Origin of the sequence: Streptomyces sp. NBC_00286, from assembly GCF_036173125.1 — a bacterium.
Lineage (GTDB): Bacteria > Actinomycetota > Actinomycetes > Streptomycetales > Streptomycetaceae > Streptomyces.
Window position 1 is genome coordinate 9,414,722 of the sequence record NZ_CP108054.1, and the last position, 20,472, is coordinate 9,435,193.

Annotated in this window: 16 protein-coding genes and 2 pseudogenes; 10 read left to right on the forward strand and 8 right to left on the reverse strand. The window is 70.6% G+C overall.

The window, feature by feature from the left end:
* Positions 1–289: 289 nt before the first annotated feature.
* The gene (locus tag OHT21_RS42500; RefSeq protein WP_328773578.1) at positions 290–1,627 is read right to left on the reverse strand and encodes an ROK family transcriptional regulator; all 1,338 of its coding nucleotides are present in this window, start codon (positions 1,625–1,627) and stop codon (positions 290–292) included.
* A gap of 229 nt (positions 1,628–1,856) precedes the next feature.
* On the opposite strand from OHT21_RS42500, the gene OHT21_RS42505 reads away from it, so the two are divergent.
* The 5 genes from OHT21_RS42505 to OHT21_RS42525 are packed head-to-tail and all read left to right on the forward strand — an operon-like array spanning position 1,857 to position 7,149.
* On the forward strand, positions 1,857–3,206 hold the full coding sequence (locus OHT21_RS42505) for an ABC transporter substrate-binding protein (protein ID WP_328773579.1): 1,350 nt from the start codon (positions 1,857–1,859) through the stop codon (positions 3,204–3,206).
* A complete protein-coding gene (locus tag OHT21_RS42510) occupies positions 3,203–4,183 on the forward strand; it encodes a carbohydrate ABC transporter permease (protein WP_328773580.1) in 981 nt (326 codons plus the stop codon). The genes OHT21_RS42505 and OHT21_RS42510 overlap by 4 nt, the downstream gene beginning before the upstream one ends.
* A complete protein-coding gene (locus tag OHT21_RS42515) occupies positions 4,180–5,040 on the forward strand; it encodes a carbohydrate ABC transporter permease (protein WP_328773581.1) in 861 nt (286 codons plus the stop codon). Before OHT21_RS42510 ends, OHT21_RS42515 begins: the two co-directional genes overlap by 4 nt.
* Positions 5,041–5,089: 49 nt before the next feature.
* Positions 5,090–6,115, forward strand: a complete 1,026-nt coding sequence (locus OHT21_RS42520; RefSeq protein WP_328773582.1) for a Gfo/Idh/MocA family protein — start codon at positions 5,090–5,092, stop codon at positions 6,113–6,115.
* The gene (locus tag OHT21_RS42525) at positions 6,112–7,149 is read left to right on the forward strand and encodes a Gfo/Idh/MocA family protein (RefSeq protein ID WP_328773583.1); all 1,038 of its coding nucleotides are present in this window, start codon (positions 6,112–6,114) and stop codon (positions 7,147–7,149) included. Before OHT21_RS42520 ends, OHT21_RS42525 begins: the two co-directional genes overlap by 4 nt.
* A 24-nt stretch (positions 7,150–7,173) precedes the next feature.
* Here OHT21_RS42525 and OHT21_RS42530 read toward each other — a convergent pair whose 3' ends face one another.
* The 3 genes and pseudogenes from OHT21_RS42530 to OHT21_RS42540 form a co-directional block, all read right to left on the reverse strand.
* Entirely contained in the window at positions 7,174–8,700 is a 1,527-nt protein-coding gene (locus OHT21_RS42530; protein WP_328773584.1) for an AMP-binding protein, read from the reverse strand.
* Positions 8,676–9,035, reverse strand: coding sequence for a CoA transferase (locus tag OHT21_RS42535; RefSeq protein WP_328773585.1), 360 nt, complete (start codon positions 9,033–9,035; stop codon positions 8,676–8,678). The genes OHT21_RS42530 and OHT21_RS42535 overlap by 25 nt, the downstream gene beginning before the upstream one ends.
* Before the next feature lie 58 nt (positions 9,036–9,093).
* Positions 9,094–9,666 (reverse strand): annotated as a pseudogene (locus OHT21_RS42540) (CoA transferase); the annotation flags it as partial.
* A gap of 345 nt (positions 9,667–10,011) precedes the next feature.
* On the opposite strand from OHT21_RS42540, the gene OHT21_RS42545 reads away from it, so the two are divergent.
* Both OHT21_RS42545 and OHT21_RS42550 read left to right on the forward strand, forming a co-directional pair.
* Positions 10,012–11,214: a cytochrome P450 gene (locus tag OHT21_RS42545; protein WP_328773586.1), complete on the forward strand. Its 1,203-nt coding sequence runs from the start codon at positions 10,012–10,014 to the stop codon at positions 11,212–11,214.
* Between the two features lie 650 nt (positions 11,215–11,864).
* On the forward strand, positions 11,865–12,689 hold the full coding sequence (locus OHT21_RS42550; protein ID WP_328773587.1) for a hypothetical protein: 825 nt from the start codon (positions 11,865–11,867) through the stop codon (positions 12,687–12,689).
* On the opposite strand, the gene qcrB is transcribed toward OHT21_RS42550, so the two are convergent.
* Together qcrB and OHT21_RS42560 are read right to left on the reverse strand one after the other, a co-directional pair.
* Positions 12,613–14,199, reverse strand: a complete 1,587-nt coding sequence (gene qcrB, locus OHT21_RS42555; protein WP_328774437.1) for a cytochrome bc1 complex cytochrome b subunit — start codon at positions 14,197–14,199, stop codon at positions 12,613–12,615. The two genes, OHT21_RS42550 and qcrB, sit on opposite strands and share 77 nt — an antisense overlap.
* A 231-nt stretch (positions 14,200–14,430) precedes the next feature.
* Positions 14,431–14,844 (reverse strand): annotated as a pseudogene (locus OHT21_RS42560) (transposase); the annotation flags it as partial.
* 298 nt (positions 14,845–15,142) lie between these two features.
* On the opposite strand from OHT21_RS42560, the gene OHT21_RS42565 reads away from it, so the two are divergent.
* From OHT21_RS42565 to OHT21_RS42570, 3 genes are all read left to right on the forward strand, one after another.
* Entirely contained in the window at positions 15,143–16,915 is a 1,773-nt protein-coding gene (locus OHT21_RS42565) for a thiamine pyrophosphate-binding protein (protein ID WP_328773588.1), read from the forward strand.
* A 272-nt stretch (positions 16,916–17,187) separates the two neighbouring features.
* Positions 17,188–17,424, forward strand: coding sequence for an alcohol dehydrogenase catalytic domain-containing protein (locus tag OHT21_RS44865; protein ID WP_443050700.1), 237 nt, complete (start codon positions 17,188–17,190; stop codon positions 17,422–17,424).
* On the forward strand, positions 17,310–17,570 hold the full coding sequence (locus tag OHT21_RS42570) for a zinc-binding dehydrogenase (protein ID WP_328773589.1): 261 nt from the start codon (positions 17,310–17,312) through the stop codon (positions 17,568–17,570). Before OHT21_RS44865 ends, OHT21_RS42570 begins: the two co-directional genes overlap by 115 nt.
* Here OHT21_RS42570 and OHT21_RS42575 read toward each other — a convergent pair.
* Positions 17,548–18,969 carry an NADH-quinone oxidoreductase subunit N gene (locus OHT21_RS42575; RefSeq protein ID WP_328773590.1) on the reverse strand — a complete coding sequence of 474 codons (1,422 nt, stop codon included), beginning with the start codon at positions 18,967–18,969 and terminating at the stop codon, positions 17,548–17,550. The genes OHT21_RS42570 and OHT21_RS42575 overlap by 23 nt on opposite strands.
* On the reverse strand, positions 18,966–20,471 hold the full coding sequence (locus tag OHT21_RS42580; protein WP_328773591.1) for a complex I subunit 4 family protein: 1,506 nt from the start codon (positions 20,469–20,471) through the stop codon (positions 18,966–18,968). The genes OHT21_RS42575 and OHT21_RS42580 overlap by 4 nt, the downstream gene beginning before the upstream one ends.
* Between the last annotated feature and the right edge of the window lies 1 nt (position 20,472).

Below are 20,472 nucleotides of genomic sequence, written 5' to 3' on the forward strand. Positions count from 1 at the left end.
GGCTGTCATGACTCGTACAAGCGGATGCCATGAGAATCGCGACTGTGGTTAACCGAGTCAAGAGTCCGGGACAGATGACCTGATGGCTCGTCGGTCGCCCTGAGCTTCCGGGCGCTGTTGCGTGACCGTCGAAGGACGCTGAACGGGCAGTCCTAGAGGGGGCGCGGGGCGGTGTCGATATGCGACTCCGTCGCGTGGGCGCGACAAGCCGCAGCGCACCCGCACTCGCACCCAAGAACCAACCAGTGACCCGTTGGGCGTTGGGCGTTGGGTCATCCGACTCAGGCCACTAGGGGGCTTCTGCCCCCGTCTCCAGGCCCGTGGGCCGGCCAAGTGCCCCCTGGGGCGGAAGGCTGGTGGGCCGGGTGCGGAGCACCTCTTCGACGGAGGAGAGGGCGAAGCGGACGGCGCCGGTGATCACGGCCTCGTCGCCCAGGGCGGACAACCGCCACTGCGGCAGGTCGACGAGGAGGCTGCCGGCCTCCTCCTCGGCGGCGTTCAGGAGGAGTTCAGCCGCCGGAAGCAGGCCGGGGTTGGGGAAGAGGCTGGTGCCGAGCACGACCAGCGCAGGGTCGAGGGCCAGCAGCACGGGGGCGATTCCGGCGGCCAGCCTTCGTCCGTACGACGTGATGGCCGCGACCGCTTTGGGATCCCCTGAAGCGGCACCGCGGACGATGTCGGTGCCGGTGCCACGCGCAGGATCCGGAGGATCCGAGGCGACGGCGTCCGGTACCAGGGGTTCGAGGCCGGGCTGCGACGAGGTGCTGCCGGGGAACCGGATGAAGCCGATCTCACCGGCCGCACCGCGGTGTCCGCGCAGCAGGCGCCCCCCGGTGATGACACCCGCGCCGAGGCGTTCGCCGAGCAGGACGAAGACCATCTCGTCGGCCGCGCCGCCGACCCCGCGCCACTGCTCGCCGAGCGCGGCGAGGTTGGCGTCGTTCTCTACGGCGACCGGGCAGCCGAGGGCGTCGCGGAGGGTGGTGACGATGTCCGCCTCGGCCCAGCCCTTGAGGTTGTCGGCCTGCCGGACACGGGTGTTGCTCCGGTCCACCAGGCCGGGGGTGCCCACCGTCGCGGCCCACACCCGCCCGGCGTCGGCTCCGGAGCGCTCGATCGTGCGCCGCACCACCCCGGTCACGGCGCGGGCGCGGGCCCGGCCACCCAAGTCGGCGCGCACCGCCTTGCGTTCGACGGCCACCGGTTGGCCGTCGAGGTCGGCCAGACAGGCGCTCACCGAGCGGGCCCGTACATCCACGCCGATGACATAGCCCGCGTGCGGGCAGAAGCGGAACCGGCGGGCCGGGCGGCCCGGCGAACGCTGGCCACGGGCGGAGACGGCCGGGGCGACCTCGATGAGGCCGCGGTCCATGAGTTCCTCGACGATCGCCTCAACTGTGGGACGGGAGAGCTTGGTTGCCTCGGCCAGCGTGGAGAGCCGGGGGTGCGGATCGGTCGAGCGTACGGCGGCGAGAATGGCCGCGGCGTTCGTGGCACGCAGGTCCGCGACGCCCACCACCGCGGGCAGTTCGCGCCCGGGGGAGTACGGCTCGGGCTGTCCGCCGAGCGGCCACGGCGCCTGCGCGGCGGGTGCCCGGGACGGGGAGCGGTCCCTGGACGTGGCCAATGATCAACCTCCTGTGGAGCGGCCCAACAGCGGTACAGCCGGGGACCGGTGCGGACCGCCCCGACGATAACAATCCAGCCATGACTCCTTGACGCCTGCCAGACTCGCTCCGATTATAAAACGCAACTGCGTTATCGAACCAGTCGAACTCCACGGCGACTCGACGGCGTCTTCTCACCCTCCTCCGCCGCCTCCGCCGCGCCGCGTCCCGTCACGCCCAGGAGACCCCATGAGCCCCAGCCCGTCGTCCCCGTCGTCCCTGTCCAGACGTACGTTCCTCACAGTCACCGGCGCGGTCGGCGCCGCGGCGCTCACCGCGTGCAGCGAACTGACCCCAGGCGCATCGTCGTCCGACAAGAGCAGTACCGGCCCCGTCTCCACGGCGATCCCGGCCGACGAGAAGATCACGCTGGTGGTCGCCGACGCCGACGACACCACCATGACCCCGGGGCTGATCGCGGCCTTCCGCAAGAAGCACCCGAACATCACCGTCAAGCGCAACTACACCGGCTGGGACGACTACCTCAAGAGCATCAACACCACCATGTCGGCCGACAGCGCCCCCGACATCGCCCAGTTCACCTCCGGCATGCAGAACCTCGTCCCGGGGCGGCTGTTGCTCAAGGTCGGCGAGTACGGCAAGGCGTACGGCTGGGCCAAGAAGTTCCCCGGCCTGGACCAGATCACCCTCACCCCGGACGGCAAGACCGTCGGTACCGGCCATCTGTACGGGGTGGGCGCGGGCCTGTCGTTCGAAGGCGTCTACTACAACAAGTCCAAGGCGCAGAAGCTCGGCCTGACCGTCCCTCCGGCCACCCTGGAAGAGCTGGAGGCCCTCTTCGCCAAGGCCAAGGCGGCCGGTGAGACCGCACTCGTCGCCGGCAACCTCGACGGCGGCCTCAACCACGCCTTCAACGTGCTGCTCTCGGCCCATCTGACGCCGAAGGACCGCGAGGCGTGGGCCTACGGCCACCAGAGCGCCACCATCGTGCTGCCGGAGGCCGAGAAGGCGGCCGAGACGCTCAAGCGGTGGGTGGACGAGGGGTATGTCACCCCCAAGGTCAACGGCGTCAGCGACAACGACGCCACCGCCGCGTTCGCCAAGGGCGACGGCGTCTTCCGCATCAGCGGCAACTGGGCCGCGGCGGCGGTCGCCGAGGGCCTGGGCGAAGGGGCCGGCTACTTCAACATGCCGCCCGTCACCTCCGGCGGGAAGGTACGCACCACCGGCGCCGGGGTGTACTACTGCGTGTCCAGCAAGTCGAAGAACGCTGCCGCGGCCGCCGCCTTCCTCGACTTCACCGCCGGCGCGGAGGCCGCGGCCATCACCGCCAAGGCGGGCTTCATGGCTCCCGACGCGGGCGCCATGCCGAGCCAGAGCGGACTGCTGGGCGATGTCCAGAAGGGCTGGCAGGCGGTCGTCAAGGACGCCGGTCTGCAGCCGTTCATCCAGAACTCCTCCAGCCCGACGATGGCCGACACCCTCACCACCCAGCTGCAGTTGCTCGCCGGAGGCAAGACCACCACCGAGAAGTTCCTCGCCGGTCTCCAGACGGACTTCGAGAACTACCACAAATGACCACGGCCGACCGACTGACCGATCCCGCCCCTGCTGCCGGCGCCCAGAGCCCGGTGCAGCTCGCGGCCGACAGCAGCGTGCGCAAGCAGCCCCGCCCGGCGCGGTCCGGCCGCCGCCGACGCCGGGCCGTGGCCTTGCTGTACCTGCTGCCGGCCCTGCTGCCCTACACGCTCTTCGCCGTACTACCGCTGCTGCACACCGCGTACCTCTCACTGTTCGACTGGGACGGGGTGACCCTCCCGTCCTTCGTCGGCCTCGACAACTACGGCCGTATCGCCACCGACCCACAACTGCGCGCCGCCGCCTGGCATGCCGGTGCGCTGATCCTGTTCTTCTCCGTCCTGCCCATCTGCCTGGGGCTGGTCTCGGCGGCGATCGTGTCCCGGCGTGCCGGGCGCCGGGGCACCACTCTGGTCCGCACGGTGCTGTTCCTGCCCCAGGTCATCCCGCTGGTCGCGGTCGGCATCCTCTGGCGCTGGGTGTACGCCGAGGACGGCACCCTCAACCAGGCGCTGCGGGCGATCGGCCTGGGCGGCCTCACCGACGCCTGGCTGGGCAGCTTCACCTGGGCCCTGCCGGCCGTCGGACTGATCGGCAGCTGGGTCGTCTCGGGCCTGTGCATGGTGCTGTTCCTGTCCGGGACCCAGCGCATCGACCCGGAGATCTACGAGGCGGCACGGATGGACGGGGCGGGCCCCGTCCGCGAGTTCACGGCGATCACCGTTCCGCTGCTGCGGCCGGAGTTCGCGGTGGCACTGTCCATCACCGTGATCGCCGCACTGTCCAGCTTCGACCTCATCTACATCACGACCGGGGGAGGCCCGGGCAACAGCACCGTCGTCCCCGGAATCCTCATCTACCGCCTGGCCTTCGGGGGCGGCGCCGTCGGTGTCGCCAGCGCGCTGGCGATCGTGCTGACGGTGGTCATCTCCCTCGCCGTCCTGGTGATCAACCGGCTGTCCAGGGAGGCGCCGTGACCTCACCGACCTCGACGATCTCACCGACCTCCACGACTAGAGCGGTCACCGGGCGGCTGGCGGCTCCCGTCGTGCTCGCGTTGTTCATGGCCGCCGTGCTGGTGCCGTTCGCCTCCCTGCTGCTGGCAGCACTCCAGCCGGCGGGCGCCCCGCTGACCGGCTTCGCCCTGCCGGACGGCCTGCACTTCGAGAACTTCTCCCGCGCCTGGTCCGCGGCCGGCTTCGGCACACTGCTGCGGTCGAGCGTGGTCATCGCGCTGTGCGTGGTGCCGGCCGCGGTGGTGTGCGCGACCCTCGCCGGGTACGCGCTCGCGACCCTGGACGTCCCCGGCCGGGGAAGGCTCTACGCGTATCTGCTGCTCGGCCTGTCCATCCCCACCGAGGGCACCATCATCCCGCTCTACTACGACCTGCGCGCCATCGGGCTGACCAACACCGTGCCGGGGCTGGCACTTGCGGAGATCGCCGCGTTCATGCCGTTCGGGGTCTTCTGGATGCGCGCCCACTTCGCGACCATGCCACGCAGCCTGATGGAAGCCGCACGGCTGGACGGCGCCTCGTCGTGGGCGACGCTCTGGCGGATCCTGCTGCCCAACTCCCGCCCGGCGATTACGACGTTGGGCGTTCTGTACTTCGTCTGGAGCTGGAACCAATTCCTGCTGCCGCTCATCCTGATCCAGGACCCGGCCCGCCGTACCGCACCCGCCGGACTGGGCTTCTTCACCGGGCAGTTCGGCGTCGACGTGCCGCTGCTCGCCGCGGCCACCCTGATCGTGATCGCCCCGGTCGTGCTCGTCTACCTGTTCTTCCAGCGGCACTTCATCAGCGGCGTACTCAGCGGCGCCCTCAAGGGCTGAACACAGCTGACCACACAAGGCCTGAACCCACAGGAGGTCGGAGAACTCCATGGCAGAACTCGAAGTCGCGCTGATCGGCGCGGGCGGCATCGCCCGCACGCATCTGCCCGCGTGGGCCGCCCTCGGCGCGCGCGTACGCCTGTACGCACCCGACGCCCGCGCCCCCGCCCTCGCTCGCGAGTTCGGCGCGACGTCAGTGGGCTCCTTGGGCGAGGCGATCACCGGGGCGGCCGTGGTGGATGTGTGCACCCCGACCGACACCCACCGGCAGATCACGCTGGCCGCCGTCGCGGCGGGGGCCCATGTCCTGTGCGAGAAGCCGCTGGCGCTCAGCGCGGCCGAGGCCGAGGAGATGGCCGACGCGGCGCAAGCGGCCGGGGTGAGGCTGTACCCGGGACATGTCGTGCGCTTCTTCCCCGCCTACGCCCGGCTTCGGGACCTGGTCGCCGGAGGCGGTCTGGGCCGGGTGGCGGTCGCGCGGTTCACCCGTACCGGCCGCTATCCCACCTGGAGCGGCTGGTTCGCCGACCCGGCCCGTTCCGGCGGGATTCTGACGGACCAGATGATCCACGACATGGACATCGCCCGCTGGCTCTTCGGCGAGGTCGTACGGGTTCACGCCCGGCACCAGGGGCATCTCACCACCCCGGCCCCGGAAGGGGCGGTCGCCACCGGCACCGCCGTACTCACTCACGCGGGAGGCGCCATCACACAGGTCGTAGGGGTGTGGGGGCCGCCGGCAACGCCGTTCCGCACCACGTTCCATGTGTCGGGCACCGGCGGGACCGTCCAGCACGACTCGCAGGCCCACCTCGACCTGCGGATCACCGGTGCCGTGTCCGGCGGCCCGGCGGACGGCATACCCGGCGGAGAGTTCGGTCCGTCGCCCTACCTCACCCAGATCCGCGAGTTCGCCGAGGCGTTCGCGGGCGGTCCGGAACCACGGGTGAGCGGCCGGGACGGCGTGGCCGCCGTCCGCATCGCCGAGGCCGCGGCGGAGTCCGCCCGTACCGGCCGGACCGTAGAGCTCGCCGCGCGGCCAACCACCGTACCCACAGGGGGAATCGACCAGTGAGAGTCGCCGTACTGTCCTTCGCCCATGTGCACGCAGCGACCTACATCGGGCTGCTGCGCGACCGCGACGGCATCGAACTGATCACCTCGGATCCGGACGCCCCGCCGGACGACCCCACCCGGGGCCGTCAACTCGCCGAAAGCCTGGGTGCCGCCTACGCCGACACCTGGGACGAGGTGTTCGCCCTCCGTCCCGACGCCGTGGTGGTCACCAGCGAGAACGCCCGGCACCGGCACCTGGTCGAGCGGGCCGCCGCGGCCGGGGCCCATGTGCTCTGCGAGAAGCCCCTCGCGACCACGGAGGCGGACGCACGAGCCATGATCGACGCCTGTGAGCGCGCCGGGGTCGGGCTGATGACCGCCTATCCCGTACGGTTCAGCCCCGCCTTCACCGCCCTGCGCCGCGCGCTGGCCAACGGCTCGCTCGGCGGCCTGATCAGCGTCCACGGAGCCAACAACGGCTCCAACCCGGCCCGTACGCGCCCCTGGTTCGCCGACCCGGAACTGGCGGGCGGCGGAGCTCTGGCCGACCACACCGTCCATATCGCCGACCTCGTTGACGCGTTGCTGGACGGCGAGCAGGCGGCAGAGGTGTACGCCCAGGCCAACAGCATCCTGGACGACGACGGCCCCGCTCCGGACGTCGAGACCGCGGCGCTTGTCACCGTCCGGTACCCCAGCGGGTTGGTCGCCGCCGTGGACGCCAGCTGGAGCCATCCGCCGGACCACCCCACCTGGGGCGGGCTCGCCATGACCTGCGTCGGCGAGAAGGCGATCGTGGAGTTCGACGCCTTCCCCCCGCTGCTCGGCGGGTTCGACTCCACCACCGGTCGCGACCGTTGGGAGGCGGGCGGAGCAGACCTGGACGCCGCCATGCTCGAGGAGTTCCTCGACACCGTACGCACCGGACGGCGGCCGTCTCCCGACGGCGAGACGGGCCTGCGCACCCTCCGGATCGTGCTGGCCGCCTACGAGTCGCTGCGCACCGGACAACCGGTCGCACTGACGGATCCCCTTGGCGCGACCGGCGGCTGAACTCCCAGCAGATGGCCGTCGACGTCAGGACTGGGCGGTACGTCCCGCGGTGCGCGCCCGGTCCCAGGTGCCGGCGGTGACGCCGCGTTCCCGCAGGGCCGCTTTGCGGACCTTGCCGGTCTCGGTCAGCGGCAGGGACGGGACCGTCTCGATGTAGCGGGGCACGGCGAACGCGGGCAGCTCCAGCGCGCAGTGCCGGGTCAGGTCCTCCGGGTCCAGATCGGTGCCGGGCCGGACGACGATCGCGACCATCACCTCGTCCTCGGCCAGTTCGGAGGAGACCGGGAACGCGGCGGCCTCGGCGACCGCCGGATGGGTGCGGACCGCCGACTCCACCTCGGACGAGGAGATGTTCTCGCCGCGGCGCCGGATGACGTCCTTGATCCGGTCGACGAAACGGAACCAGCCGTCCGGCTCGCGGATCACGCGGTCGCCGGTCCGGCGCCAGGAGTCGGAGGGCTCCATCGCGTCGCCCACATAGCCGGTCGAGAAGGCGTGCTCCCGGTGGCTGCGGACGACGAGTTCACCGGGCGTCCCGTCCGCAACAGGAGCGAGGCCTTCGTCGACCACCCGGGCGGAGAAGCCCGCGCGTACGGTGCCGAGGTAGCCGGGACGGGTCTCCTCGGGTGTGGAGCCGGTGACGAGGTTCGTCTCGGTGGAACCGAACCCGTCGACGAGACGGATGCCGAAGCGCTCGCGGAACGGCTCCCACGCGGCGGCAGGGGTCGCCGGCGACAGCCCGCGCCACGCCCGGTGGGCCCGGTCCTGAGGGCCCGGCGGCTGCGCCAGCAGCATGGGCGCCATCGCACCGAGCAGGTACACCGCGGTCGCGCCGGTCTGAGCGACCTGCGCCCAGTGCCGCGTTGCGGAGAACCGCCCGCCGACGACGCAGCTCGCGCCCACCGTCATGGCGTGCGCGAGCGTGTTGAGGGCGTTCGTGTGGAACAGCGGCAGACAGGTGAAGAGCACGTCGTCGGAGGTGAGGCGCAGGGAGTCCGCGACGTTGCGGCCCCACCACACGAACTGGGCCTGCGGACAGCGGACACCGCGCGACGCGCCCGTGGTTCCCGAGGTGAAGAGAACGGCGGCGGTGTCCTGTGGACGTACCGGGGCGGGCGGGAGCGCTCCGGTCGTGCCGGGCGCGGGGACGTCCTCCTCGCCCGCCACCCACACCGTGCCCTGATGGCCCGCCTCGACGGCACGTTCCGCCAACTCGCCCTCGGCGTAGAGGAATCGCGGCTGCGCTTCGTGCAGCACATGTCGCAGCGACCGGCCGCACAGAGCGGTGTTCAACGGCACCACGACCGCGCCGAGCCAGGCGCAGCCCAGGGTCAGATCGACGAGTTCGATCCGGTTGGGCAACAGGGCCGCGATCCGGTCGCCCGGTCGGCAGCCCCGTGCCGCGAGTGCCCCGGCCATGGTGGCGGCGGCCTCGCGGGTCTCCGCGTACGTCCGCGTCGTGCCGCCCACCCGCAGAAAGGTCCGGTCGCCGAACTTCTCGGCGGCGTCGACCAGTTGCGGCACGGTCAGCGCATCCGCGATGCCACCCACCGCAGAACTCCGGCCTCGTGAAGTCGCCGAAGCCGCTCAGGACTGATGCCTGCCACCTCGCTCAGCACCTCGTCGGTGTCGGCACCGAGCAGGGGCGCGGGTTTGCGTACTCCGCCCGGTGTGCCGCTGAGGCGGATGGGCACACCCTCGTGGAGGAAGGCGCCCGCCGCCGGGTGCTCAAGACGGACGTAGAAGCCGCGGGCCCTCAACTGCGGGTCGTGCTCGAGGAGTTCGCGACCGTCCTGCACCGCACCGGCCGGAATCCCGCGCTCCTGCAACAGCTCGGCAGCGGCATCGGCGGGCATCCCGCGCGCCCAGTCGCCGAGTACGCCCATCGATCAGCGCGCTCTCCCGCCTGCGCCCCTCAGCGGTCGACAGCCGTTCGTCATCGGCCAGTTCGGGGCGTCCGATCGTATGGCAGAGGGCAGTCCACTCCTCGTCCGAGCGGACGCTGACGGCGAGCCAGCGGTCGGCACCCAGACACCGGTACACCCCCTGAGGGCTCCACCGCGGGTCTGCGTTGCCCGTCGGCGACCGTGCCGAGGTCGCGGAGAGGTTCATCGTCAGGTGAGTCAGGTCAGCAGGTACATCGATTCCGTCACCGTCGGACACCCGGTACCGCCCGTCGAGTTCACGCCCGACGCGGTCGCCCTGCTGCGCTTCGGCGCCGTCACACGCAACACCCATCGCATCCACTACGACACCGCCTTCGCCCGGTCCGAAGGGCTGGCCGGCCCGGTCGTCATGGCGCGGTTGCACGGCTGCCTCTTCCATCGGCCGCGGCGGGATTCGCCGACGAGACCGGACGGGTACGCGAGGTCGCCTGGCAGAACCGGCGCCCGCCCACGCGGGAGACCGGCTCGTGGTCACCGGCACGGTACGAGAGGTCGATCCCGCAAGCGGAGAGGTCACCCTCCACCTCGTGGAGCGCTGTGAAGCCCCGGACGGGGAAGACCCCGGCACCATCTGCTGCCGGGGCCATGCCGCGGTGGTGCTCGCCCGACACCGACCACTGCTGACCAACCGGACATCAGCCGGCACGAGTGCCTCCGGAGTACGCAGCCGCGGAGCTGCCGAGGATCCCCGCCGACTCCGCCGACCGGAGTGCAGGTTGCCTGCTGCTCGCGTCCCGCGGCGAGAAACGAGGTGGTGTCCACCTCTTCATGACAATGGCCGGCGTGGCCGCACGTCACCGTGTCGGTAGCGTCAGGCGGGGTCCGCAAGCCCAAACCGCCTCCAATCCGCCTTGCCTTGAAAGAGGTTGTTAGCCTTGGCTGTGATCGGTTTCCTTCTGCCCGGCCAAGGTTCGCGATGAACCGCGTCGACTCCTTCCCGCTGGGTGCCGCGACCACACTCGCCGAACTCGCGCGGGATCCGCACCCGCGACTGGCGTTGCTGCGTGCGCATGAGCCCGTCTCCTGGCTGCCCGAGCTGGACGGCTGGTTGGTGACGCGTCGCGACCTCGCGTTGAGCGTGATGCGGGACGCCGCGACCTTCACCGTCGACGACCCTCGGTTCTCCACCGCACAGGTCGTCGGGCCGAGCATGCTGTCCCTGGACGGTGACCAGCACACCCGCCACCGTGAGACCTTCACCTCTGCTTTCCGGCCTCGGACGGTGCGTGACGGTTTCGCTTCGTTCATCGAGCGGGAGACCGACCGGCTCATCACCACATTGCAGCCGACGGGCGCCGTCGAACTGCGACGTGCCTTCGCGGGCCCGCTCGCGGTCGCCGTCGTGACCGAGGCACTCGGGCTGGTCGGCACCACCCCGGTTACGGTGCTCTCCTGGTACGACTCCATCGTGCGGTCGGTCTCGGCCATCACCGCAGGGCATGAGGTGGAGCCCGCCGGTGCCGCGGCGTACGCGCGACTACGAGCCGCTGTGGAAGCCACCGTCGCCGACGGCGGAGGTTCTTCGCTCCTTGTCTCCGCTGCCGGGCGGCTGGCGCTGCCCGAGGTGGCGTCCAATGCCGCGGTGCTGATGTTCGGAGGCATCGAGACCACCGAGGCGATGATCAACAACGCGCTGCTGCTCCTGCTGCGACACCCGGATCAACTCGCCCCGGTCCGGGCCGACTTCGACCTGCTGGACGGAGCGATAGAGGAATCCCTGCGCCTGGAACCCGGCGCGGCGGTCGTGGACCGCTACGCCACCCGTGACATCGTCCTCGGCCCGGCCGCGATCCGCCGGGGTGACTTGGTCACCGTCTCCCTGACGGGTGCCAACCGCGACCCGGCCGTCTTCCCCGACCCCGATCGGTTCGATGTCCGACGCGAGAACGCGCGTCTCCAACTGGCCTTCGCACACGGCCCCCACTACTGCCTTGCCGCGCACCTCGCCCGCCTGGAGACCCGTATCGCCCTCCAGCGCCTGCTCGAACGCCTCCCCGCCCTGCGGCTCGACCCGGACCGCCCGGCCACTCCGCACGGTCTGGTCTTCCGCAAGCCCCCCACCCTGCATGTGCTCTGGGACAGCAGGGCCTTGGCATCAAGGGACCACCGGCCTCGCTGACGCACCAGGGCATCACGTTCTGGCGGTGCCGACCTGGAAGCGCAAGATCCGCGTTCTGACCATGTGGCTCACTGCCATCCCGCTCGGCCGGGATCTGGTCTCCCTCGCCTCGGTCCGGCTCCCGCGGAACGCGTCCGCTGCGAACAGCGATCCACAGCGCTCCCGCGGCAGCCGGGCGAGTGGACTCCCGGTCGCGAGCACGCCGGAAGGGCTCAGCGGCCGCGCGTGCGCCGGCAGTCGGCCGGACGCTCGGTGCCGGCCGGCTCGATGCGCCGATAAGGCCGGCGGCCGTCGACCCGCGGGACAACTCCAGCGGGGCGAGCGGAGGAGGTGCCGCACCCGGCTCCGGCTGGACATGTGTTCGCCTCCTTCGCTCAGCGGTGCGGAGTACCCGGCAAGTCGACCTGGGAACGGGTGACTTCGGACGGTGCAGGTGTGCGGCCCGGATACCCGGGCACTCCGGTCGGCGGTGTGTCCGCTCGCGGACCGTCCGGCCTGCCCCGTAATGTCCGCATGGCCTCGGTCTCGAACAGTATGACGGGAGCGATCGGACTGGTTGTCGGGGACTTCCGCCGGACGGCAGGGACCAGGGCGTGCCTGCGCAGAGGCGTTCGAAAGGGCGCCGACAAACACGGGGAAAGGGTGGCGCAGTGAAGCAACGTCATATCTTCGGCGACGTCTTCGCTCTGGAGTCGATCGTCGCGGGCGTGGTATTCCTCGTCGTCCTTGCCCTGCTCGGCTACGCGCTTCTCAGGCGGCGGGCAGCGCGGCAGGTGACCGCCTCCGAACGTGCGGAGCGTCCACGGCTGGAGGCCTACTACGTAGGCGTCCTGACCGCGTTCGCCGTGTTCCTGGTGGCGTGGACGGCATGGCAGAACCACCGGGAGCACCAGGCGGCCGAGCGCCCGCCCGTGCGCGTCGACGTCTCCTCGTTCCAGTGGTGCTGGAACTTCAGCTACCCGCAGGCACCCGCACCGCGCAGTGTCACCGGGACGTGCCGGGGCGACGACCTGCCGACCCTGGTCGTGCCGACCGGCCGCCCCGTGCAACTCCGGCTGACGTCCCGTGACGTCATCCACTCGCTGTGGGTACCGCACCTGCGGTACAAGATGGATGCCTTCCCCAACCACGTGAACACCTTCACCGTCACCCTGGACCGGGAGGGCCGCTGGATGGGCAAGTGCGCGATGTGCGCTGACAGCCGCCCCGGTGTCCTCGTCTTTGACGTCGACGAAACGCTCACCGACATGTCCCCGCTCGCCGACCCCGGGTTCCAGGCTCGCGCCCGTCGCCGGGGCGCTGGTCTGCGGGCCCAACAGCAGGTTGCCGTGGAGTGGCTCCTCGCGCGTCCCTGTCGCTTGCGCGGCGGTGTCATCCGTCATGCCCGTACCTACTCGCTCACGTGTCGTCGGCCTCCTCCGCCTCATCCGGGGCGGCACGCACCAGCTCGATGCGGCGCCGCTGCCAGTCGGTGACGGGCAGCTCCACCCGCTTGCCGAAGTACCACCGGCTGAGCCCGTTGCGGATGCGGTGCTTGTGGAACCAGCGCCATACCTCCGTACCGTGTGCCCGTGGCCGTGGCTCGGCGCGCACGAGGATGCGGTAGGCCCCGGCCGGGGGCAGCAGTGTCCGTGCCTGCTCGTAGCCGCCGGCCGCGCTCTGCCGTACCTCGGCGGCCGCCTGACCCTCCAGCAGACGTCGGCGGTCGGCCGCCTGCAGTCCCAGGCACGCCCGTTTGGTCGCGTGGTAGGCCAGGAACGGCAGCACGAACAGCGCGGTGCGGAAGGTCCATGTCACCAGTTCCAGCGGGATGTCGAAGACGAGCGCGATGACGTCCTGTCCGCCGGCCATGAGCAGCACGGCGTAGGCGCATACCGCGGCGACGCCCAGGGCGGTGCGGGTGGGCTGGTTGCGCGGGCGGTCGCACAGATGCTGCTCGGGCATGGGCCCGGTGATCCACCGCTCGAAGTACGGATAGCTGTACAGGATGAGGAACAGGGTGACGGGCAGGACCACGCCCGGCAGGAACACGTCCCACACGACGGTGTGCCCGGCGACGTCGGTCTCCGCAGCGGGGATCAGGCGCAGTGCGCCCTCCAGAAAGCCCACGTACCAGTCCGGCTGGGAATCGATGGACACCTGATCGGTTCGGTAGGGGCCGAACGCCCAGATCGGGTTGATCTGCAGCAGTGCCCCGAGGAAGGTCAGCACGCCCGCCACGGTGAAGAACAGGCCGATGGACTTGGTCGCGTACTGCGGGTAGAGCGGCTTGCCGATCACGTTGCGGTTGGTGCGGCCCGGCCGGGCCCACTGGGTGTGCTTGTGGTCGACGACGAACGTCAGGTGGACGGCGACGAGCGCCAGCAGAAGTCCCGGCACCAGCAGGATGTGGGCCACGTACAGGCGCGGGATGATCTCGTCCCCGGGGTACTCGCCGCCGAAGACGAAGAACGACAGGTAGGTGCCGACGACGGGAATCGAGAGCATGATGCCCTGGGCCGTGCGCAGGCCGGTCCCGGAGAGCAGGTCGTCGGGGAGCGAGTAGCCGCAGAAACCCTCCAGGATGGCCAGCAAGAACAGCGTCACGCCGATCGTCCAGTTCACCTCCCGGGGCTTTCGAAAGGCACCGGTGAAGAAGATCCGCAGCAGGTGCACGCCGATCGCGGCGACGAACACCAGGGCGCCCCAGTGGTGGATCTGCCGGATCAGCAGACCGCCGCGCACGTCGAAGCTGATGTGCAGCACCGAGGCGTACGCCTCCGACGTCAGCACACCCCGCAGCGGCTCGTAGGAGCCGGTGTACGGCTGCTTCGCCATGTCGGTCTGGAAGAAGAAGGTCAGGAAGACGCCCGTCAGCACAAGGACGAGCAGGCTGTACAGGGCGATCTCACCCAGCAGGAACGACCAGTGGTCGGGGAACGCCTTGCGCAGGAACTCCTTGCCCGCGGAAGAGAGCGGGAGACGCTTGTCGAGCGCGCTCACCACTCGTTCCCCACCCGCAGTCGACCGGGTCGGTCGGTTCTCGTCAGCCACCGCCACAGTGTGTTTCGCCCTCCTGCCGCCCACTTCGGCGACTGCGCTGCGTGCTCAGTCGCTGACTGCTGGTTTCGAGCCTGACACGGGTGTCCCCGGTACGCGCGGACCAAACAGGGGGTGCCTCCATGTCCTTCGTCAAGGCGCCCCTGTCGGGTTTGGGATGATTCGGTCTTGCCGGGGTTATGCGGCGAGCTCGACGTCCTTGGGGGTGCGGGGTTCGTAGAAGGTGCCGTCGCGGAGCATGGCGAACAGGACGCTGATGCGTTGGCGGGCGAGGCGGAGGAGAGCCTGGGTGTGGGTTTTGCCGCGGGCGCGTTGCTTGTCGTAGTAGGCGCGGGAGGCGGGATCGGCGTTCATGCAGGCGAAGGCGGAGAGGAACATGGCGCGCTTGAGCCGGCGGTTGCCGCCTCGGGGCGCGTGTTCGCCGTGGATCGAGGTCCCCGACGACTTCGTGGTCGGGGCGAGTTCGGCGTAGGAGGCCAGGTGGGCGGCGCTCGGGAAGCTGGAGCCGTCGCCGACGGTGACCAGCAGGACGGCGGCGGTCCTGACGCCGACGCCGGGCATCGACGTCAGGACCGAGAGCCGGACCGGGTGGTGGCCGGACCTCTGATCAGAGTCTCCGACGGCACCTCCCGGGCCCGGTGACACCATCCCCCAGGTCATCCGTTCGACAGGAGGAACAGTCATGCCGGGCCCGGAGGCCAGCGGCCCTCTTGCAGGACCGCGAAGAACATAACGGAGGGACCGGAAGAGCGACACCGGAGAGCGATGCGGGCGGCGGGTGAAGCAACGGCGCGGCGCCGGCCGTCGGCCGGCGCGCGACAGCGATCATGTCTCTGTTTGCGGTCCGGACCGTGGGCTACCCGGTCGGCCTACGGTGCGGGAGGTCCACGTGGCCAGCGTCTCCGAATTCGTTGCGGCACGTCTGCGGGCGTGGGGTGTGGACCGGGTGTTCGGCTTCCCCGGCCGGGACGTGGACGCTCTGGTCACCGCGCTGACGGGCAGGCGGAAAACCCCGGAGTTCGTGCACGTGCGGCACGAGGAGTCGGCCGCTCTCATGGCGTGCGCCCATGCCAAGCTGACCGGGCGGCTGGGCTGCTGCCTCGCTTCCTCGGGCCCCGGCGCGCTGCGTCTCCTCAGCGGCCTGTACGACGCGGCACTCGACCGCCGGCCGGTGGTGGCCGTGGTCGGCCAGGAAGCACCATCCGGCGGCGGCCGACGGCCGTCCATCCATGCGACCCACCACTTCGCCGAGGCATCCGTGTACTGCGAGCTGGTCTCCAACCCGGCTCTGGTGGGGAGCGCGCTGGACCGTGCCGTTCGAGCGGCGCTGTCCGAGCGAGGAGTGGCCACGCTGGTCGTTCCCCGTTCAGTTCTGGAAGCCCAGGCGCCCCGAGCACCGCGCGGGAACGAAGAGGTGCCCGTCCCCGCGCGCCACCGCCCGTCGGTGTGGTCGCCGGAGAAGCGGGACGTACACCAGGCGGCCGACGTCCTGAACGCGGGCCGCAGGGTGGCGGTCGTCGTCGGGCCGGGTGCTGCGGACGCATCCGGCCAGGTCGTGGGCGTTGCCGAGCTGCTTGCCGCCGGCGTCGCCAAGACATACCTGGCCCGCGACGTCCTCCCGGACGACCTGCCTTACGTCGCCGGCGTGGCGGGTCCGTACGGCAGTGTGATCGCCGCCGCCCTGCTCCGCGACTGCGACACCTTGCTGCTGGTCGGGGCGGAGGACTTCGACACCGCTCTGGTGCCCGAGTCCGGTGCGCGCAGGGTCGTCACCGTCGACGTGGACGCCGAGGCCTCTCCGGTGGGCCGTGAGGCGTCCCCTGCCGCGCGGGTGACAGGCGATGTGGCCGCGGCACTGGAGATGCTCATCCCCCTGCTGCACCGCACATCCGGCCGCAGATGGCGCACGAACGTCGAGCGCGCGATCCGGGAATGGCGAGCCGATGGCCATGCGAAAGCCCACCGGTTCTTCGGCATGGCGATCAACCCCCGCTCCGTGGTCACCGAGCTGTCCGCGCGGCTGCCGGACCGCGCCGTCGTCGTCACCGACTCGGGTTCCGCTCTGGACTGGTGGACCCGGCACCTGGAGCTGCGCAGCGGAATGCGCACGACCCTGTCGGGACGCCTGGCCACGCCCGGAGCGGCCGTGCCTTACGCCGTCGCCGCCCGTCTGGCGTTTCCCGAACGCCCGGTGATCGCCCTGGTCGGCGACGGAGCCCTGCAAGCAGGCGGCATGAACGAGCTGATCACCGTGCGGCGGCACCTGGAACGACTCGCCGGCCTCCCACCGACGATCTTCTGCGTCTTCAACAACGAGGACCTCAGCCGGCTGACCTGGGAGCGTCGGAAAGAGGCCGGGAACCCGCGTATCCCGGCGACCGGCGAGGTCCCCGCCGTGTCATACACCCAGTACGCCCGGCTGCTCGGCTTGCCCGGTGTCCGCTGTGACCGGCAGGGTCAGGTGGGTGCCGTCTGGGAGGGCGCGCTGGCCGGGCAGGGGCCGATGCTGCTGGAGTTCATGGTGGACGGGGACACGCCGCCGGACTGGGCAGATTTCCGCGGCTCGGCGGGTGCGCGGGGCCCGTCACTCACGCACCGTGCCGGTGGCTCCTTGCGGCGGAGGATCACCGCGTCGATCGGTGGCCTGTTCGGCCTGACCTGAGCCCGTTGGGGCGCCGGTACGTCGGGCAGGGCAGCCACCGCGGCACATACCAGGGAGTGGGCCTCACCTTCTCGATGAGCAGGAAACGGCCGGCGAGCGTCATGAGCCGGTGACCGCCAGGACGAGGCTCCTCACCCCGCAATCCGCGGATGGGGCATGTGGTAATCCGCGGATGAGGCATGCGCATGAAGGCAGTTGTGTGGCACGGAGTCGGGGACATCCGTCTCGAAAGCGTGCCGGAGCCGAAGATCCAGGACCCGTACGACGCGATCATGCGGATCACGACCTCCGCCATATGCGGCACCGACCTGCTTTTCGTTCCCGGCACGATGTCCGGCCTGCGCGAGGGCCGCATCCTCGGGCACGAGGCTGTCGGCGTCGTAGTGGACGTCGGTTGCGGATCATCGTGGTCGACGGTGTGGCGGACCGGCTGGATGTGGCCCGCGACCGGCACGCCGAGACCATCGACTTCAACGCCGAAGACCCCGTCGAGGCGGTGCGCGAACTGACCGGCGGTATCGGTGTCGACCGCGTCATCGACGCGGTGGGCGTGGACGCCGCTGTGGCCCGGCTCGGTGTACCGGTCCGGCTCAGCAGGCCGTTGGTGGCGCGGCGAACGAAGCAGGGGCGTGTCAGCGAAGGAGAGGTCCTGTGACGAGGGGGAGGACTGCGCCGCCGGCGATGCCGAGGACGAGGGAGACCGAAGCAGCGGTGTAGGCCGTGGCGGCAGCCCAGCGGCCGAGTGCGGCGTGGGCTTCGGTGGGTGCGGGATCGGTGGTGGTGAAGAGGGGGGCGAGCCAGCGCAGGTAGTAGAAGAGGGAGGCGACGGTGTTGGCGACGGCGAGGGCGGTCAGCCAGGTGTAGCCGCCGTCGACGGCGGCGCTGAAGATCTCCAGCTTGCCGAGGAAGACGCCGGTGGGCGGGGTGCCGACCAGGCCCAGCAGGCACACGACCAGGACGGCGCCGAGACCGGGGTGGCGGCGGGCGAGGCCGCGGTAGTCGTCGAGGTCGCGGGCGTGCGGGAGTTCGGTCACGACGGCGAACGCGCCGAGATTGGTGGCGGCGTAAGCGGCGAGATAGAACAGCAGGCTCTTTTGGGCGAGGTCGGTGCGGGTGGCGACGGCCAGGGCCATCAGGAGGTAGCCGACCTGGCTGATGGTGGAGTACGCGAGCAAGCGTTTGACGGAGTTCTGGAAGAACGCGGCCAGGTTGCCCAGCGTCATCGTGACTGCGGCGATGACGGCCAGCAGCAGAGGCCAGTTGACGTCACTGTCGGGCAGGGCCTGGTGCAGCAGGCGATAGCCGGCGATCAGGCCGCCGATCTTGGGCAGGGTCGTGACGTAGGCGCCGACGGGGGTGCGCGCGCCCTCGGTGACGTCGGGGACCCAGAAGTGCGCCGGGACCGCCCCGGCCTTGAGCAGCAGGCCGGCCAGGACGCCGATGAGCCCGACGGCGACAAGTCCGTAGGCGGCGGTGGGCAGCGCCCTGTGCAGTTCGCGGTAGAGGGTGGCGTGGCCGGCCGCGTAGAGGAGAGCCGTGCCGGCGAGCATGGTGGTGCCGAGCAGGACGCCCATCAGGTAGTACTTCAGGGCTGCCTCGGTGCCGCGTTCGTCCTTGGCGAAGGCTGTGAGCGCGTAGCCGGGGATGCTCGCGAGCAGGTAGGCGGCGAAGAGCGTCAGCAGATCGTTCGCGCCGATCAGGACAAGGGTGCCGGCTCCGGTCAGCAGGAGCAGCACCCAGTACTCGGCCTCACGTTTGTGACCGCGGACGGTTTCCACGGACATGGCGATGATCAGCAGCAGGGCACCCAGAACGATCAGGCGGCCGACGTCGGTGGCCGCATCGACGGCGAACGCGTGGGAGAAGACGGTCTGTTCGCGGCCGGTGGCCATGGTGATGCCGGTGGCGACCAGGCCGGCCACGCAGGCGGCGGCCGCCAGCACCGCGACGGTCCACTGACGGCGGCGGGGCAGCCAGGCACCGGCGAGCAGGCCGATGACGGCGGCGCCGAGCAGGGAGAGTTCGGGGACGAGGGCGGCGAGGTTCTCGTTCATCGGGCCACCAGTCCGGTAACCGTGCGGCTGGCCGGTTCGATGACGTCCAGCAGCCAGCGCGGCGCGACGCCGATCACCAGCGCGACCGCCAGCAGCGCCACCGTGGAGACGGTCTCGGTGCCCTTGAGGTCGCCGACGCCGCCGGTGGGGGCGGTCTGCGGCAGGCGCGGGATGCCGAGGAACATGGAGCGCAAGGCGCGCAGGAACAGGGCAGCAGTGATCAGGATGCCGGTCAGGGCGATGGCGGTGGCGATCGTCTGGGAAGCCAGGGCGCCGGTGAAGATCTGGAACTCGGCGATGAACCCGGAGAAGCCGGGAATGCCGAGACTGGCGAACGCCGCAAGGGCTGTGACGCCGGCGAAGCGTGGAGTGTGCGCAGCCAGTCCGGAGTAGGCATCCATCGCGTATGTCTGCCCACGGTCGTACAGCACGCCGCTGAGCAGGAACAGGGCGCCGGTGATCAGGCCGTGGCTGACCATCTGGGTGACCGCCCCGGTGACCGCGAGGGAGCGGGCCTGGGCGTCGGTGCCGGCCAGCGTTCCGGCGGCACCGACGGCGAGGACGATGTAACCCATGTGGTTGACCGAGGTATAGGCGATCATGCGTTTGAAGTCGGTCTGCGCCAGGGCGACCAGCGCACCGTAGACGACGGAGACGGCGCCGATGACGACGATGACCAGGGCGTAGTGGCGCCAGCCGGCCGGCACCAGGGGCATGGCGATGCGGACGAAGCCGTAGGTGCCCATCTTCAGCAGAATGCCGGCCAGGATCGCCGAGCCGGCGGCGGGGGCGTCGGTGTGGGCGGGTGGCAGCCAGGTGTGGAACGGCACGGTCGGGGTCTTGATCGCCAGGCCGACGCCGATGGTCAGCAGCACCAGGCCGGCGTACAGGCCGCGGCCGGCGAGCGGATTGCTCTGGGTGAGGTCGACGAGGTCGAAGGTGTGGGGTTCGGCGGCGAGGTACAGGCCGATGAAGCCGAGCAGCAGGGCGAGGGAGCCGATGAAGGTGTAGAGGAAGAACTTCAACGCCGCAGCCCGGGCTCGCTCGCCGTGGCCCCACCCGGCGATGACGAAGAACATGCCGACGATCGACAGGTCGAAGAAGACGAAGAAGAGGATCAGGTCCAGGGCGACGAACAGGCCCAGGCTGACGGTCTGCAGGAACAGGAACAGGCACACGTACGAACGCGCCCGTCGCCGCTCCTTCAGCGAGTACACAGCGACGGTCAGGAACAGCAGACAGGTCAGCGCCACCAGGGGGAGGGACAGGCCGTCGACGCCGACGTGGTAACCCACCCCGGCACTGGGGATCCACCGCACCCGCTGCTGGAACTGCATTCCGCCGCCCGGGTCGAACTCGGTCCAGACGGCGACGACCAGGGCGAGGTCGACGGCGGCAGTGGCGATCCACACCCAGATGTACGCCCGGTCGGAGAGCGTGCGGGGCAGGAGCAGCAGTACCGCACAGACCAGCAGGGGCAGGAACGTGACGACGCTCAGCACA